The following is a 16327-nucleotide window of genomic DNA, read 5'->3' as shown; positions in this document are numbered from 1 at the left end:
TTTTGCGTTCCGACCTTTCCAAGACAGAGGACATCGCATGTTCAACAAGATCCTGATCGCCAACCGGGGCGAGATTGCCTGCCGGGTCATCAAGACCGCGCGCAAGATGGGCATTTCCACCGTTGCCATCTATTCGGATGCCGACAAGCAGGCGCTGCATGTGCAGATGGCCGACGAGGCGGTGCATATCGGCCCGCCGCCCGCCAACCAGTCCTATATCGTCATCGACAAGGTGATGGCCGCGATCAAGGAAACCGGCGCCCAGGCGGTGCATCCGGGCTATGGCTTCCTTAGCGAGAACTCGAAATTCGCCGAGGCGCTGGAGGCCGCCGGTGTCATCTTTGTCGGCCCCCCCAAGGGCGCCATCGAGGCGATGGGCGACAAGATCACGTCGAAGAAGATCGCGCAGGAGGCAAATGTCTCGACCGTGCCCGGCTACATGGGTCTGATCGAGGATGCCGATGAAGCGGTGAAAATCTCGAACGAGATCGGCTATCCGGTGATGATCAAGGCCAGCGCCGGGGGCGGCGGCAAGGGCATGCGCATCGCCTGGAACGATCAGGAGGCGCGCGAAGGCTTCCAAAGCTCCAAGAACGAGGCGGCGAACAGCTTTGGCGATGACCGTATCTTCATCGAGAAGTTCGTCACCCAGCCGCGCCATATCGAGATCCAGGTTCTGTGTGACAGCCATGGCAACGGCATCTATCTGGGCGAGCGTGAATGCTCGATCCAGCGCCGCAACCAGAAGGTCGTCGAAGAGGCGCCCAGCCCCTTCCTCGACGAGGCCACCCGCCGCGCCATGGGCGAACAGGCCGTGGCGCTCGCCAAGGCGGTGGGCTATGCCAGCGCGGGCACCGTGGAATTCATCGTCGATGGAGAGAAGAACTTCTACTTCCTCGAAATGAACACCCGCCTTCAGGTGGAACACCCGGTGACCGAGCTGATCACCGGTGTCGATCTGGTGGAACAGATGATCCGCGTGGCGGCGGGCGAACCGCTCAGCATCACCCAGGACGATGTGAAACTGACCGGCTGGGCCATCGAGAACAGGCTTTATGCCGAAGATCCCTATCGCGGCTTCCTGCCCTCGATCGGCCGTCTGACCCGCTATCGTCCCCCGGCGGAAACCGCCGCCGGCCCGTTGCTGGTCAACGGCAAATGGCAGGGCGACGCGCCCTCGGGCGAGGCGGCCGTGCGCAACGATACCGGCGTCTACGAGGGCGGCGAGATCAGCATGTACTACGATCCGATGATCGCCAAGCTCTGCACCTGGGCACCGACCCGTGCCGCTGCGATCGAGGCGATGCGCATCGCGCTGGACAGTTTCGAGGTCGAAGGCATCGGTCACAACCTGCCCTTCCTCAGCGCGGTGATGGACCACCCCAAATTCATCTCGGGCGACATGACCACGGCCTTTATCGCCGAGGAATATCCCGAAGGCTTCGAAGGCGTGACCCTGCCTGAAACCGACCTGCGCCGCGTGGCCGCCGCCGCCGCCGCAATGCACCGTGTAGCCGAGATCCGGCGCACCCGTGTCTCGGGCCGGATGGACAACCACGAGCGCCGGGTGGGCACCGAATGGGTGGTCACGCTGCAAGGTGCCGATTTCCCGGCCACCATCGCCGCCGATCACGATGGCTCGACCGTCACCTTTGACGATGGCAGCGCGATGCGGGTGACCAGTGACTGGACGCCGGGCGACCAGCTGGCCAACCTGATGGTCGATGGTGCGCCGCTGGTGCTGAAGGTGGGCAAGATCTCGGGCGGGTTCCGCATCCGCACCCGGGGCGCCGATCTGAAAGTGCATGTGCGTACCCCGCGTCAGGCGGAACTGGCGCGGCTGATGCCCGAGAAACTGCCGCCCGACACCTCGAAAATGCTGCTTTGCCCGATGCCCGGCCTGATCGTGAAGGTCGATGTCGAAGTGGGGCAGGAAGTGCAGGAGGGTCAGGCGCTGTGCACCGTCGAGGCGATGAAGATGGAAAACATCCTGCGCGCCGAGAAAAAGGGCGTGGTTGCCAAGATCAACGCCGGCGCGGGCGACAGCCTGGCCGTCGATGACGTGATCATGGAGTTCGAATAACCCCATGTTCGGGGCACGCACATATCCTCGCGCATCGCACCCGCTCGCGGCGCTGGCCCTGATCGGGCTGGCGGCCTGTGCGCTGGACCGCGAGGCCGAGGTGCGTGCCCAACTCGGCGGCTGGATGCCGCTGGGCGATACGCTCTATTTCGAGTCCAAGCTGGAATGCACGGCGGGGCTGTTCGCCACTCAGGCCGATTTCCTCCAGAACAAGGTGCGTACGGTCTCGACCCTGAATGACGGTCTGGCCGCCTTGTCGAAAGAGGCCATCGTGGCCTTTGATCTTGAAGGCGAAACGCCCGATCAGGTCTCGCAGGCGGTGATGTCGGCGGATCTGCCCAAGGGGCTGGGCATCCTGGCCTCGGGGCTCAGCGCGCGGGCCTGCATGGACGAGGGCACCAGATCGGCTTATCTGAGCGCGCTGCACTCGCCTGCCGCGCTGCTGATCTTTGCCCCGGATAACAACGCCCTGGTGATCCTCGACCGGGAACGCCGACAGGTGTTCTTTGCCCGGGGAGATGTGTGATGGCGGCGCGCGCGCCTCAGTTCAGCCCGCGCCGGTCGCGGATTTCCTGTTCGCGGGTCGGCATCTTGTCGATGGTCCGGGTCAGTTCGCGCACGCTCCACGGTGTCGGCTTGCGCAGCTTGACGCCGCCATCCTTGTCGATCACCACCAGCGCGAAACCGCGCGGGCGCAGTTTCTGCCGGGCGGGTGAGCGGGACGACGGGTCGGTGTCTGTCAGAACCACCACGTCGCGTTCCGTGAGCATGTCTGCGCCTGCGCGCAGCATCTCGATCTGCTGCTGGAACCGGGGGTCAGCATCGGTATCGGCAAAGATCACGATGGGCCGTTTTATCCATAAAAATTCACTCAAATCGCTCTCACCGGCGGGCCGGATCAGAGCCTCCGCTTCAGGTTGCATGGCATCGGCTGCCCAGCCTGCAAGCGGGAGAAAGGCAAGGAAAACAAAGGCGAATAACGGTCTCATGTGGTCTCCTGTCCCGTTCAATATAGCCGCGGCGGCGCCGATTGCGACAGCTTGCGCGAGAGGGGGATGCAAAAAGTTTAACGTTAATGGCTTCGTCAGGGGTTGGGCATGACTGTGAGGGTACATTCCCGCTCCCATCGGGTCCTGAGGGCCCGCAAGAAAGGCTGCGCCATGGACGTTATCCTGCATATCGGCGCGCATCGCTGCGCGACCACCACATTTCAACACTATCTGCGCCAGAATGCCGACCGGCTGGCCGCCGATGGCACCGGGTTCTGGGGGCCACGGCGGACCCGCAACGGGCTGTTTCGGGGCCTGCTGCCCACGCCCGGCCCCGCCACCGGGCGCGACCTGCGCCGCCGCGCGGTGGGGCGGGTGCGGCTGAACCTGGCGCGCACCGCGCTGGGTGGCACCCGGCGTTTGGTGGTGAGTGACGAGAACATGCTGGGTTCGATGCGGCTGAACCTGCGTCAGGCGGAACTGTACCCGGACGCGGGCGAGCGTATCGCCCGCTACGCCGAGGCCTTTGACGGCAAGATCAGCGACGTGGTGCTGAACATCCGCTCGCCCGAGATCTGGTGGTCATCGGCGCTGGGCTATGGGCTGACGCGCGGTTTTGGCCTGCCATCGCCGGTGGCGCTGGACTGGATCGCTCAGGGCCCGCGCAGTTGGCGCGACGTGATCGCCGATATCGGCTGCGCGGTGCCGGGCGCCCGGCTGTGGGTGCTGCCGTTCGAGATTTTCGCGGGTCGCCCCGAGGCGCAGTTGCAGGCGGTCACCGGCCGCCCGGCGCCGAGCGAACACAGCCGCGACTGGTTGAACGCAACGCCGCGCCTGCCAGAGCTGCGCGAGATGCTGCCAGAGCGCCTGGCGCGCGCGCTGCCCGGTGGCGAGGGCCGCTGGACCCCCTTTGCACCGGACCAGGCCACCGCCCTGCGCGAGACCTATGCCGATGACTTGATGTGGCTGGCGGCGGGCGCCGATGGGCTCGCCTGGCTGATGGATGATCCGAACAAGAAACCGGCGGGGCAAACCCTGCCAAGACCCGAATTGACAAGAGGAAGACGCAATGAGCAAGACCGACGATTGGCGGGCGCTGGCTGAGAAAGAGCTGCGCGGGCGCCCCGTTGAAGACCTGACCTGGCAGACGCTCGAAGGGATCGACGTCAAGCCGCTCTATACCGAGGCGGACACCGCCGAACTGCCGCATATGGGTGGGATGCCGGGCTTTGGCCCCTTTACCCGTGGCGTCAAGGCGACCATGTATGCGGGCCGCCCCTGGACCATCCGGCAATATGCCGGCTTTTCGACCGCCGAGGAATCGAACGCCTTCTACCGTCGCAACCTGGCCGCCGGTCAGCAGGGCGTCTCGGTCGCCTTCGACCTGGCCACCCATCGCGGCTATGACAGCGACCACCCCCGCGTGGTGGGCGACGTGGGCAAGGCCGGTGTCGCCATCGACAGCGTCGAGGACATGAAGATCCTGTTCGACGGTATCCCGCTCGACAAGGTGTCGGTCTCGATGACGATGAATGGCGCGGTGATCCCGATCCTGGCCAGTTTCATCGTCGCGGGCGAAGAGCAGGGCCATGACAGATCGGTGCTGTCGGGGACTATCCAGAACGACATCCTGAAAGAGTTCATGGTCCGCAACACCTATATCTACCCGCCCGAACCCTCGATGCGGATCATCTCGGACATCATCGGCTATACCTCGGACAACATGCCGAAGTTCAACTCGATCTCGATCTCGGGCTATCACATGCAAGAGGCCGGGGCGAACCTGGTGCAGGAACTGGCCTATACCCTGGCCGACGGCCGCGAATACGTGCGCGCCGCGATCGAGGCGGGGATGGACGTGGACAAGTTCGCAGGCCGCCTGTCGTTCTTCTTTGCCATCGGCATGAACTTCTTCATGGAGATTGCCAAGCTGCGCGCCGCGCGCACGCTGTGGCACCGGATCATGACCGAGTTCGGCGCCAAATCCGAACGTTCCAAGATGCTGCGCACCCATTGCCAGACCTCGGGCGTCAGCCTGCAAGAGCAGGACCCCTATAACAACGTGATCCGCACGGCGTATGAGGCGATGAGCGCGGTTCTGGGCGGCACCCAGTCGCTGCATACCAACGCGCTGGACGAGGCGATTGCGCTGCCCACCGATTTCTCGGCCCGCATCGCGCGCAACACCCAGCTGGTGCTGCAGGAAGAGACCGGCGTGACCAAGGTGGTCGATCCGCTGGCGGGTTCCTACTATGTCGAGAGCCTGACCAACGACCTGATCGAAAAGGCCTGGGCACTGATCCAGGAGGTCGAGGAGATGGGCGGCATGACCAAGGCCGTGGCCAGTGGCATGCCCAAGCTCCGCATCGAGGAAAGCGCAGCCCGCCGCCAGGCGATGATCGACCGCGGCAAAGAGGTGATCGTCGGCGTCAACAAGTACCGCAAGGACAAGGAAGACCCGATCGACATTCTCGACGTCGACAACATGGCGGTGCGCGACGCCCAGATCGCCCGGCTGGAGCGTATCCGCAGCACTCGCGACGAGGCGGCCTGTGTCGCCGCGCTCGACGAGCTTACCCGCCGCGCCAAAGAGGGCGGCAACCTGCTCGAAGCGGCCGTCGAGGCGGCCCGCGCCCGGGCATCCGTAGGAGAGATCAGCATGGCGATGGAAAAGGAATTCGGCCGCCACCGCGCCGAAGTGAAGACCCTGGCCGGTGTCTATGGCGCGGCCTATGAGGGCGACGAGGGCTTTGCCGCGATCCAGAAGTCGATCGAGGCCTTTGCCGAGGAAGAGGGCCGCCGCCCGCGTCTGCTGGTGGTCAAGATGGGCCAGGACGGCCACGACCGGGGCGCCAAGGTGATCGCCACCGCATTTGCCGATATCGGTTTCGATGTGGATGTGGGGCCGCTGTTCCAGACCCCGGCCGAGGCGGCGCAGGATGCGATCGACAACGACGTCCACGTGGTCGGCATTTCCAGCCAGGCGGCGGGCCACAAGACGCTGGCGCCGCAACTGGTCGAAGAGCTGAAGAAGGCCGGTGCCGAGGACATCATCGTGATCTGCGGCGGGGTCATTCCGCAGCAGGACTACCAGTTCCTCTATGATCACGGGGTCAAGGCGATCTTTGGTCCGGGCACCAACATTCCCGAAGCGGCGCAGGATATCCTGAAACTGGTGCGCGACGCGCGCGCGGGCTGAGGGCAGGGGTTGGGGGGCGCTGCCCCCCGGCCTGCGGCCTCCCCCCGGAGTATTTCGAACCAGAAAGAAGCGGCAGGCGTTGGCTTGCCGCTTTTTTGCTGTCAGTCTCTGCTTTGGCAGGAGGGCGGTGATGGAACTGGATCATATCGCGGTGGCGGGCGAGACGCTGGAGGCGGCTCGGGCGCATGTGGAGGCGGCGCTGGGGGTGGCGATGCAGCCGGGGGGGCAGCATGCGCGGTTTGGCACCCATAACACGCTGTTGGGCCTGGCCGACGGGCTTTACCTGGAGGCGATTGCCATCGACCCGGCTGCACCTGCGCCGGACCGGCCGCGCTGGTTCGATCTGGACCGGTTCGCGGGCCCCGCCCGCCTGAACAACTGGATCTGCCGGGTGCCCGATCTGGCGGCGGCATTGGCCGCAGCACCAACCGGGGCGGGCGATATCGTCGATCTGGAGCGCGGCGCGCTCAGCTGGCGGATGGCGGTTCCGGCAAGTGGCGTGCTGCCCTATGATGACCGGTTTCCGGCGCTCATCCAGTGGCAGGGCGATCTGCATCCGGCGGCGATGCTGGCGCCTTCGGGCTGCGCGTTGCGCCGGCTGGTGGTGACCCATCCCGAGGCACAGGCACTGGCAGAGCTGTGCGGGTCGCTGGAGCGGGTGGTGTTCGAGACCGGGCCTTCGGCCCTGCGCGCCGAGATCGACACGCCGCACGGTCTGCGGGTGCTGGCATGAAGGTCCGGCCCGCGCGGGCGCAGGATGCGGCTGCTATCGCCGGGATCGCCAATCATTACATCCGCGACACGCTGGTGACCTTTACCACCGAATTGCGCAGGCCAGAGGCCGTAGCCGAAGATATCGCGGCACGCGCGCCCGCCTATCTGGTGGCCGAAGCGGCGGGTGCGGTTCTGGGCTTTGCCACCTATGGCCCGTTTCGGTCGGGGCCCGGCTATGCCCGCACCCGTGAGCATTCCATCCTGCTTGTCCCCGGCGCGCGGGGGCAGGGGGCGGGGCGCGCCTTGATGGCGGAACTGGAGCGGGTCGCCCGCGCCGAGGGGGTGCATGTGCTGGTGGCCGGTATCTCGGGCGTCAATCCGGGAGCGGTGGCGTTTCATGGCAAGCTGGGCTTTGCCGAGGTGGGGCGCCTGCCGCAGGTCGGGTACAAGGAGGAGCGCTGGCTCGACCTGATCCTGATGCAGAAAATTCTCGATGCCGACCCAAATTGACGCACCTGACACCGCCGGGCGAAGGCGCTAGTGTGGCGCCATGTCACTCTGGACCCGCATAACCGACGCGCTGAGCGCGCTGGCGCAGGGCGAAAGCCTGAGCGCCGTGTTCGAACGCTTGCGTACTCCGCCCGAGAAATCGGTGGCCTTTGCCATCGCTGTTATCGCGCTAGGCGCCAAGATGGCCAAGGCCGATGGCCGGGTCACGCGCGACGAGGTGACCGCCTTTCGCGAAGTGTTCCAGATCGCTCGCGCCGACGAGGCGGGCGCGGCGCGCGTCTTTGACATGGCCCGCACCGATGTCGCCGGTTATCAGGATTATGCCCGCAAGATCAAAGGCATGTTCGCCGAGGACAGCACCGTGCTGTGTGACCTGATGGAGGGGCTGTTTCACATCGCCATGGCCGACGGCTTCTATCACCCCGGCGAAAACGAGTTTCTCGAGGATGTCGCCCGCATATTCGGCCAGACCGACCGCCAGTTCCATGCCCTGCGTGCCCGTTTCGTACCTGATGCGCCCAAGGATCCCTATACGGTGCTGGGGGTGTCGCCGGACATGCCGATGGCCGAGATCCGCAAGGTCTGGCGCAAGCTGGTGCGCGAGACACATCCGGATGCGATGATGGCGCGTGGCGTGCCCGAAGAGGCAATCCGCCTGGCCGAAAAGAAGATGATCGACATCAACCGGGCCTGGGACGAACTCAACGGGGCGCGGGTTTAGGGCGATGCGGCTGGCGACCTGGAACATCGAGTGGTTCGCCAATCTCTTTGACCGCAATGACCGCCTTTTGGTGGATGACCGCTGGTCGGGGCGCCACGATGTCACCCGCGCCCAGCAGGTCGAGGCCATTGCCAAGGTGCTGACCGCGCTTGACGCCGATGCGGTACTGATTGTCGAGGCGCCCAATACCGGGCGGACGCAGAACACGGTGCGGGCTTTGACCGCCTTTGCCGAGGCCTTTGATCTGCGCACTCGCGCCGCAGTGATGGGCTTTGCCAACGAGACCCACCAGGAACTGGCGCTGCTGTACGATCCGGCCCGGCTCGAGGCGCGGCACGATCCCCTGGGCGAGGAGACCGGAAAGCGCGGCAGTGCTACGCCGCCTCGGTTCGACGGCACCTACCGGATCGACCTCGATATCGACGCGACCGAGGATCTGGTGCGCTTTTCCAAACCGCCGCTGGAGCTGGAGATCAAGACCGCCACGGGCACTCGGTTCCGCATGATCGGGGCGCATCTGAAATCCAAGGCGCCGCATGGGGCCGAATCCCGCGACGAGGCGATCCGCATCTCGATCCTGAACCGGCGCAAACAGTTGGCACAGGCGATCTGGCTGCGCGAAAGGGTCGAGGATCATCTGGCACGTGGGGAAGAGGTGGTATTGCTGGGTGATCTGAACGACGGCCCCGGCCTGGACGAATTCGAACATCTCTTTGGCCGTTCCTCGGTCGAGATCCTGCTGGCGGCGGGGCTGTATGACCCGCATGCCGACAAGGCGCGGCAGGTGCGGCCCGGGCCGCTGCCGGCGACGGCGCGGTTCCAGCTGCCGGGCGAGGGGCGGTACCTGTCGGCGCTGCTCGATTACGTGATGATCAGCCGGGGCCTGCTGGCGCGGCGCCCGGCCTGGCGCATCTGGCATCCGTTCGACGATGCCGAATGCTGGCAGATGGTCGAGTTGCGCGAGGCGCTGCTGACCGCCTCCGATCATTTCCCGGTGTCGCTGGATATCGACATCTGAGCTTTGAAATCGCGCGCGCGAATGCTTATCTTGGGAATATGAAACCGATCCTTGTCATCGCCCTTGGCCTGATGCTGACCACCCCGCTATCCGCCACCGCGCAGGACGAGGAGGAAGGCCGCTCGCTGATGGAACGCGGCGCCGAACTGTTCCTCAAAGGGTTGAGCCAGGAGATGGAACCAGCGCTCAGGGACCTGCGCGACATGGCGGGCAAGGTGGGGCCATCGGTGCTGAGTTTCCTCGAACAGATGGGCCCGGCGCTGGCCGATCTGGCCGAGCGGGTCGAGGACTGGTCGGTCTATGAGATGCCCGAGATGTTGCCCAACGGCGACATCCTCATCCGCCGCAAGACACCGCTGCCCGAGGCGCAGCCGGTTGTACCCGTGGAGCCGACCCCACCGGGGATGACGGATATCTAGCGCGAACTATCGTGGAATTGACGCTTGCCGAGGGTGCATCGACAGCCGCGTTCTGCGGCATAGCTGCCGATCGACACGAACCGGATCAAGAATGCGCTATCAAGTCGTCTCACCCGTCGCTACTTTCTAGGGATAGGATCACCAATCAGGGAAGACAAACATGTTGACGACGTTGCATCGCACGACGGCCTGGATTGCGGTTATCGCAATGTGGGCATCAATGTCCGAAGCCCAGGAAGTCGCGGACACGATCTATACCGGGGGTCCTATTCTCACGGTCGACGACGCGCAGCCACGCGCCGAGGCAGTCGCGGTGAAGGACGGGCGGGTTCTTGCTGTGGGCGATCTGTCCGATCTGTTGGCGCGGCAAGGCGACGCGACGAAGGTCTTCGATCTGGATGGCAGAACCATGCTGCCGGGATTTGTCGACAGCCATGGGCACGTGGTCATGGGGGGGTTACAGGCGCTTTCCGCCAATCTTCTCGCCCCGCCGGATGGAGACGTCACCGACATTCCCAGTTTGCAGCAAACGCTTCGGGAGTGGGCCGAGAAGAACGCCGATACCGTCGAGAAGGTGAAATTGATCATCGGCTTTGGTTACGACAATGCCCAACTCGCGGAACTGCGGCATCCGACACGAGAAGACCTCGATGCGGTTTCGACTGAATACCCGATCATGATCGTGCATCAGTCTGGGCATCTGGGTGTCGGCAATTCGAAGGCGCTGGAAATCGCAGGGATCGATGCCTCGACAGAGAACCCGCCCGGTGGCGTCATCCGGCGTGGTCCCGACGGCGAGCCGAACGGTGTGCTGGAAGAATATGCCTTCTTCACGGCGGTGGTGCCGATGCTGTCCGAACTGGGCCCCGAGGGTGTGACTGTCTTTGCCAAGGCCGGGGCCAAGCTATGGGCGAGCTTTGGCTATACCACGGCACAGGACGGCCGATCCTCGGGCGGCGTCGTCGAAGCCCTGAAAGCGGTCGACGCCGAAGGCGAATTGCCGATCGATGTGATCGCTTTTCCCGATGTGCTGGAAGCCAAGGATTACATCAAGGCAAACGCTTCGGATGATTACACCGGCAACGTCCGCGTCGGAGGTTGCAAGCTGACAATCGACGGTTCGCCGCAAGGATTCACCGCGCTTCGAGACCGACCATATTTCGATCCGGTGGGCGATTATCCACCGGGCTACGCCGGGTATTCTGCCGTGACGATGGAGCAGGTCCAAGACGCGGTGAACTGGTGTTACGAGAACGGTTTGCAGATCATCACACATGCAAACGGCGAGGGGGCGTCCGACATGCTGATCGCCGCACTTGGGGCGGCGCAGGAGAAGTATGGCGATCCGGGTAACCGTCCGGTACTGATCCATGGTCAATTCCTGCGCGAAGACCAGGTGGACAGCTATCAGCGGCTGGGTGTCTTCATGTCGTTGTTTCCGATGCACACCTTTTATTGGGGCGACTGGCATCGAGACCATACGGTTGGGCCGGTCAACGCCGAAAACATCTCGCCAACCGGATGGCTGGTTCAGCGTGGCATGATGTTTGGTTCTCATCACGATGCGCCAGTTGCCTTCCCCGACAGCATGCGCATTCTTGACGCCACGGTCACCCGGCGGACGCGTTCCGGCGACATCCTTGGGCCACATCAAAGGGTCGATGTCATGACCGCGCTCAAGGCGATGACGATCTGGCCCGCATGGCAACAGTTCGAGGAAGACGACAAGGGCTCGATCGAGGTGGGCAAGCTCGCCGATTTCGTCATTCTGTCTGGCGACCCGACCGCGGTTGATCCGGAAACGCTGGATCAGCTTCGTGTGGTGAAGACCATCAAGGAGAACAAGGTGATCTACGAGGCCGAGGCGGGCGTGCAGAAAGGCGAACTGTCACACCCGGATTTTGCCTTTAGCCCTGTCGCGGCGGATCATATTCTTCACGCCATGTACGAGGGTCTCACCGCCCGGAATTGAGAGGCATCGGGTCGTCTTTTTGATCCGCCTCGCTGTTGGCCTAACTTAAGCTGGTGTTGAGCGAGTTGCTGAACGAGCCCGAAGCAACTCCCGCTCATTGTCCGCCGCAATGCGTTCTGGCCAGCGGCTTGTTACGAACCTGTGCGCGGACCTCTGTGGGACTACCCGACAGGATGGGTCATATCAGGTTCCAGAAAGTCCGGGGCAAACCTGCGGCCCCGGGCTGCGCTGGTCTCACTCCTCAATAAACACCTCGGACGTGGCCCCCAGCGCCGAGACCAGCGATTGGAACCGGGCCTCGGCCACTTCGCTGAACAACGGGGCGGCCTCTTGCGGCAGGTGCAGTTCCAGTTTGCGCTTCTTGGGGTACCAATGCAGCCGCCCCATCCGCGCGTCTCGCTTCAGCCAGAGCATGGCGCCAAAGCGCATTGCCTTGCCCAGGATCTCGGCCTGGGTCTGGCTCTTGTCGTCCAGCAACGCGTAAATCGGCTCGAACCGGTTGCCCTCACGCTTGTTGCGATAGCGGTGTTGCAGGGCCAGCCCGATAAAGACCCGTTCGGAATGCTTGAGCCCGCCCAGGTTGGCGCGGGTCACATTGTCGAAACAGACCTCGGCGCGGTAATCGGGATGCGCCCGCCAGCTGACATCGTGCAGCAGGCAGGCGGCCTTGATCAGCCGCACCCGTGGGCGGGGGGCGGATTTGAACAGCGGCATCACGAATTCAAAGAGCTGCTTGCCGAATCCGGGCAGGCGGGCATCCTTGGATTCGGCGAAATAGCAGGCCTCGATCAGCGGGTCGCGGTCGCGCAGCCGCTGCGGCATCTGTTCATACAGCAGCCCCTCGCGGATCCCGTAAGAGGAGATGGCGATATCCTTGGGCTTGAACTCGCGGATCAGCCGGGCCAGCACGTCGATCGCATAGGGAACCAGCGCCATGCGCGAGGCCGAAACGCCGGCCTTGCTGCGCAGCTTGTCCAGGTCGGCCCGTTCGATATAGCGCGCGGTTTCGTGCACGTCGCGGACGGTCATGCGGTATTCGTGCAGCACCTTGAGCGGGTAATTCCGGCGCAGCATGTCGACACGCGCGATGGCGCGCCAGCTACCACCGACCAGGAACAAGCGGTCGCGCTGGGGGCCAAGCTGGGCGCGCAGGTCGTTCATCACCTGTTTGATATGTGCCTTGCGGCCGCGGCGGCCGCCCGGCACGTCGCGCAGTTTCAGTGGCCCCAGCGGCGAGGTCAGGCGGCGGCCCACCTGGCCGCTGCCGATCTCGGCCAGTTCCATCGAGGCGCCGCCGATATCGCAGATCAGCCCATAGGCACCCGGCCAGCCCAGCAGCACGCCCTGCGCCGACAGCCGCGCCTCTTCCTCACCGTCGATCACCTGGATCACAAGGCCGGTCTCGCGCTTAACCTCGGCGCAGAAATCGGCGCCATCCGCGGCCTCGCGGACGGCAGCGGTGGCCACCACCCGCAGGGGCGGCAGGTCCAGGTCGTCGGCCAGGTGCTGGAACCGGCGCAGCGCGGCCAGCGCCCGCACCCGGCCTTCGGGGTTCAGCCGCCCGGTCTCGGCCAGACCGGCGCCCAGGGCGCACATGATCTTTTCGTTGTAGAAATAGGCGGGCGAGCGCGCTGCCCCATCGAACACCACCATGCGGACCGAGTTCGAGCCGACATCCACCACGCCGATCCGCGACAGCGCCCGGGCGCCGGGATCGTCGAAAAGCGGTCTGCCGAAGGGCCCCCAGTCCGGGACGGATGTTTCCGTTTGCAGGTTCATGCGGCCCCCTGTCTTCGCGTGGGCAGAATGCGGGATTGAGTCATTCGGGTCAATTGCGGTGTCCGGCCGCACCGGGCTGATCGTTCAGCAGCCGAACGGCCAGTGCACGGGTGATGTCGCGCTTTTCGGCCAGCGCGATCCGGTCCAGCGCCTCGACCATGCGGGCGGCGGCCTCGAAGCTGCGGTCCATGTGTTTCACCAGATACGAGATCACCTCGGGGCCGGGGCTGAGTTGCCGGTCGACGAACAGTTTGGCCAGTACAGCGCCCAGCAAGGCGTCGTCCGGCGGGTCTAGCGCCACATGCTGTGCGCCCTCGATCCGGCTTTGCAGGTCAGGCAGGGCCAGGCCCCAGAATCCGGGCGCCTGCTGTCCGGTCAGCAGCAACGGATTGCCATTGGCCAGGGTCAGGTTGTGCAGATGAAAGAGCAGCGCCTGACGCGGATCGTCGCCTGCCAGCAGCGGCACATCCTCGACCGCGACGGGGCCGGATGCCAACTGGGGAATATCGGCCTCGGCCAGGTCGGTTGCGGCGGTGATACGCCCGCCGGTCTCGGCGGCCCAGACATGGGCAAGGTGGGTCTTGCCCGCGCCCGCCGGGCCGGTCAGCACCAGCTTGCCGCCGGGCCAGACCTGTGCGGAAATCATCGCCACCGCCAGCGCATTGGCGGGCGAGACGAAAAAATCCTCGCGCCCCAGCGCGGTCATCGCGGGGAGGTCAAAGCTGAGTTGTCGGGCCATTCAGTCGTCGTCCTGTCCGGTGAGGCCCCGGTAGAGGCGGCTGCCCAGATACTGTCCGGTGGCGAAACGCGCAAGCACCCCCAACGCCGCCGCGACCGGCACCGCGATCAGCATGCCGACAAAGCCGAACAGCGCGCCAAAGACCGACAGGGCCAGCAACAGCCAGACCGGATGCAGCCCGACCGAACTCCCCACCAGCTTCGGGGTCAACAGGTTGCCTTCGACCACCTGGCCCAGGGCAAAGATTGCCGCCACCAGTCCGATCGACAGCCAGTCGCCCCAGAACTGGAACAGCGCCAGCCCGATGGCCAGCGCACCGCCGATCAGTGCCCCCAGATAGGGGATAAAGGTCACCAGCCCGGCGATCAGCCCGACCACCAGACCGAATTGCAGGCCGACGATCATCAACGCCACCGCGTAATAGGTGCCCAGGATCAGGCAGACCGTGCCCATGCCGCGCACGAAAGAGGCCAGCACAGCGTCGATCTCTCCGGCCAGACGCCGGATCACCGGTGCATGATCCAGCGGCAGCAACTGGTCGATGCGCGCGATCATCCGGTCCCAGTCAAGCAGAAGATAGACCGCAACCACCGGCACGATCACCAACAGCAGCACCACGTTGATGGCCGAGCCGACCGAACCGGCCAGGGTCTTGAGCAGGTCGCCCGAGCGCGACTTCAGCGTTTCCATCACCGAGGCGATCATCTGATGCGCGTTCGATTCGCGATCCAGCACCGAGGGGAAATGGGTGCTGACAAAGGCCCTCAGGTCCTGGAACAACTGCGGCAGCACGTTGATCAGGTCGATCATCTGCGCGATCAATGCCGGCACCACCATCAGCACCATCAGCATGAACAGCAGCACCGAGGCGACCGTGATCACCGCGGTGGCCGCCGAACGCGACAGGCCCAAACGCTCCAGCCGGTCTGCGACGGGATCGACGAAATAGGCAATCGCGCCGCCGATCACAAAGGGCAGCAGCACGTCACCCAGCAGGTAGAGCACGGCGACGAAGATCACCGTGGCAACACCCCAGTAGCGCAGTTGATCCTTTACGGGCAGAGCCATGCGGCCTCCGGCGCGAAGATTTCTCTCATGCTTCGGTTTTGGCTTATGGTGTCTGGGCTTGCAAGCGTTGCCTTGGCCAGAGGGCCGCAAGGATGAGGATTTCCGCACTTGCATTGCGCCGCCCGGCGACCTGTCAACGGTTGGCGGGCAAAGACCAAAAGGAGCATCCGTGGCAGAACAGAACAAGTCAGAGAGCTGCGGCTTGCCCGCGTCCGGGGTGCTCGACCTTCTCAATCGGATGGCCGAGGCGACAGAGACCGAAACGGTCTGGACCCTGTTGGTCGACGCGATGGCGCCCTTTGGGTTCGAGCGTGTCAACTACGCCCTGACACGCGGGCTGGCGGGGACGAGCATTGGTGACCCGCATGACGTCTATATCCGCAGCACCCATTCCCCCGAGCGGGTGCGGGCGCATCACGAAACCGGACACTACCTGCGGACAGCGGAATATCGCTGGGTGCTGGAGAATGTTGGCGCGGTGTCCTGGGGCTGGGTTGCGCAAGAACGCGCCGCCGGGCGCCTGTCAGAGAGCGAATGCGCGGCCATGGATTCCATGCAGGCCCGACGCCGGCGGGCGGGCATCTCGATCAGCTTCGCCGAGGGGGGGAGACGCTACAAGGGCGCGATGGGGCTGGCGGCGCATGCGCATGAGAGCCAGGCCGCGCTGGATTTGCGTTGGCCACGGATCTCGGCGCGCGTGATGGCGATCTGCAACATGGCGCATCTGAAATTCTCGCACCTGCCGCTGCCGGTGCGCAGTGCCTGTCTGAACCAACGGCAGCGCGAATTGCTGGAATGGGTCGCGGATGGCAAGACCATGCAGGACATCCAGGTCCTGACCGGCCTGTCGGTCAGCGCCATCGAGAAACACCTGCGCAAGGCGCGTGACGCGCTGGGGGTGGAAACCACCGCCCAGGCGGTGGCCAAGGCGGCCTTTCTCAACCTGATCTTCGTGACTTCGGACGCGCCCGAGATCAGGGGTTGAGGATTCCCGCACTCGCCAGCGGTGGATGCTCGGGGCAGGGTATCACGGCTCCGTGAGTGAATCTTCGACTGCGGGTGCCCACGCGGAAATTGTGCCGCGCGGGCAATCTAGAACACCCGCTCGGGGAACCG

15 protein-coding genes are annotated in these 16327 nt (G+C 64.6%); 11 read left to right on the top strand and 4 right to left on the bottom strand.

The window, feature by feature from the left end; genetic code table 11:
• Positions 1–37: 37 nt before the first annotated feature.
• On the top strand, positions 38–2083 hold the full coding sequence (locus AC2FLM_RS05140) for an ATP-binding protein (protein WP_496856266.1): 2046 nt from the start codon (positions 38–40) through the stop codon (positions 2081–2083).
• A 4-nt stretch (positions 2084–2087) separates the two neighbouring features.
• Complete coding sequence (locus AC2FLM_RS05135; protein WP_496856264.1) at positions 2088–2609, top strand: hypothetical protein; 522 nt, start codon at positions 2088–2090, stop codon at positions 2607–2609.
• Between the two features lie 16 nt (positions 2610–2625).
• Here AC2FLM_RS05135 and AC2FLM_RS05130 read toward each other — a convergent pair whose 3' ends face one another.
• Positions 2626–3072, bottom strand: a complete 447-nt coding sequence (locus AC2FLM_RS05130; protein ID WP_496856262.1) for a DUF4174 domain-containing protein — start codon at positions 3070–3072, stop codon at positions 2626–2628.
• A 171-nt stretch (positions 3073–3243) separates the two neighbouring features.
• On the opposite strand from AC2FLM_RS05130, the gene AC2FLM_RS05125 reads away from it, so the two are divergent.
• The 8 genes from AC2FLM_RS05125 (at position 3244) to AC2FLM_RS05090 (ending at position 11625) form a co-directional block, all read left to right on the top strand.
• Positions 3244–4176, top strand: coding sequence for a hypothetical protein (locus AC2FLM_RS05125; RefSeq protein WP_496856260.1), 933 nt, complete (start codon positions 3244–3246; stop codon positions 4174–4176).
• Positions 4142–6271 (top strand): methylmalonyl-CoA mutase, encoded by a 2130-nt coding sequence (gene scpA, locus AC2FLM_RS05120; protein WP_496856258.1) that lies wholly within the window; start codon positions 4142–4144, stop codon positions 6269–6271. The genes AC2FLM_RS05125 and scpA overlap by 35 nt, the downstream gene beginning before the upstream one ends.
• Before the next feature lie 130 nt (positions 6272–6401).
• Positions 6402–7004, top strand: a complete 603-nt coding sequence (locus AC2FLM_RS05115; protein ID WP_496856256.1) for a VOC family protein — start codon at positions 6402–6404, stop codon at positions 7002–7004.
• The gene (locus AC2FLM_RS05110; RefSeq protein ID WP_496856254.1) at positions 7001–7495 is read left to right on the top strand and encodes a GNAT family N-acetyltransferase; all 495 of its coding nucleotides are present in this window, start codon (positions 7001–7003) and stop codon (positions 7493–7495) included. The genes AC2FLM_RS05115 and AC2FLM_RS05110 overlap by 4 nt, the downstream gene beginning before the upstream one ends.
• Before the next feature lie 40 nt (positions 7496–7535).
• Positions 7536–8216 (top strand): TerB family tellurite resistance protein, encoded by a 681-nt coding sequence (locus AC2FLM_RS05105; protein ID WP_496856252.1) that lies wholly within the window; start codon positions 7536–7538, stop codon positions 8214–8216.
• Between the two features lie 4 nt (positions 8217–8220).
• Positions 8221–9234, top strand: coding sequence for an endonuclease/exonuclease/phosphatase family protein (locus AC2FLM_RS05100; RefSeq protein WP_496856250.1), 1014 nt, complete (start codon positions 8221–8223; stop codon positions 9232–9234).
• A 38-nt stretch (positions 9235–9272) separates the two neighbouring features.
• Entirely contained in the window at positions 9273–9653 is a 381-nt protein-coding gene (locus tag AC2FLM_RS05095; protein ID WP_496856248.1) for a hypothetical protein, read from the top strand.
• Between the two features lie 160 nt (positions 9654–9813).
• Positions 9814–11625 carry an amidohydrolase gene (locus tag AC2FLM_RS05090; RefSeq protein WP_496856246.1) on the top strand — a complete coding sequence of 604 codons (1812 nt, stop codon included), beginning with the start codon at positions 9814–9816 and terminating at the stop codon, positions 11623–11625.
• 234 nt (positions 11626–11859) lie between these two features.
• Here AC2FLM_RS05090 and AC2FLM_RS05085 read toward each other — a convergent pair whose 3' ends face one another.
• The 3 genes from AC2FLM_RS05085 to AC2FLM_RS05075 are packed head-to-tail and all read right to left on the bottom strand — an operon-like array spanning position 11860 to position 15211.
• On the bottom strand, positions 11860–13404 hold the full coding sequence (locus AC2FLM_RS05085; RefSeq protein WP_234172173.1) for a Ppx/GppA family phosphatase: 1545 nt from the start codon (positions 13402–13404) through the stop codon (positions 11860–11862).
• A gap of 49 nt (positions 13405–13453) precedes the next feature.
• Positions 13454–14143, bottom strand: coding sequence for a P-loop NTPase family protein (locus tag AC2FLM_RS05080; protein WP_496856244.1), 690 nt, complete (start codon positions 14141–14143; stop codon positions 13454–13456).
• Complete coding sequence (locus tag AC2FLM_RS05075) at positions 14144–15211, bottom strand: AI-2E family transporter (protein WP_496856242.1); 1068 nt, start codon at positions 15209–15211, stop codon at positions 14144–14146.
• A gap of 169 nt (positions 15212–15380) precedes the next feature.
• On the opposite strand from AC2FLM_RS05075, the gene AC2FLM_RS05070 reads away from it, so the two are divergent.
• Positions 15381–16196: a helix-turn-helix transcriptional regulator gene (locus tag AC2FLM_RS05070; protein WP_496856240.1), complete on the top strand. Its 816-nt coding sequence runs from the start codon at positions 15381–15383 to the stop codon at positions 16194–16196.
• Positions 16197–16327: the final 131 nt, after the last annotated feature.

The sequence above is a fragment of the Ruegeria sp. SAZD011 genome (assembly GCF_059612545.1).
The sequence above is the reverse complement of the archived record's forward strand: the minus strand, read 5'-3'. Positions and strand labels throughout refer to the sequence as shown.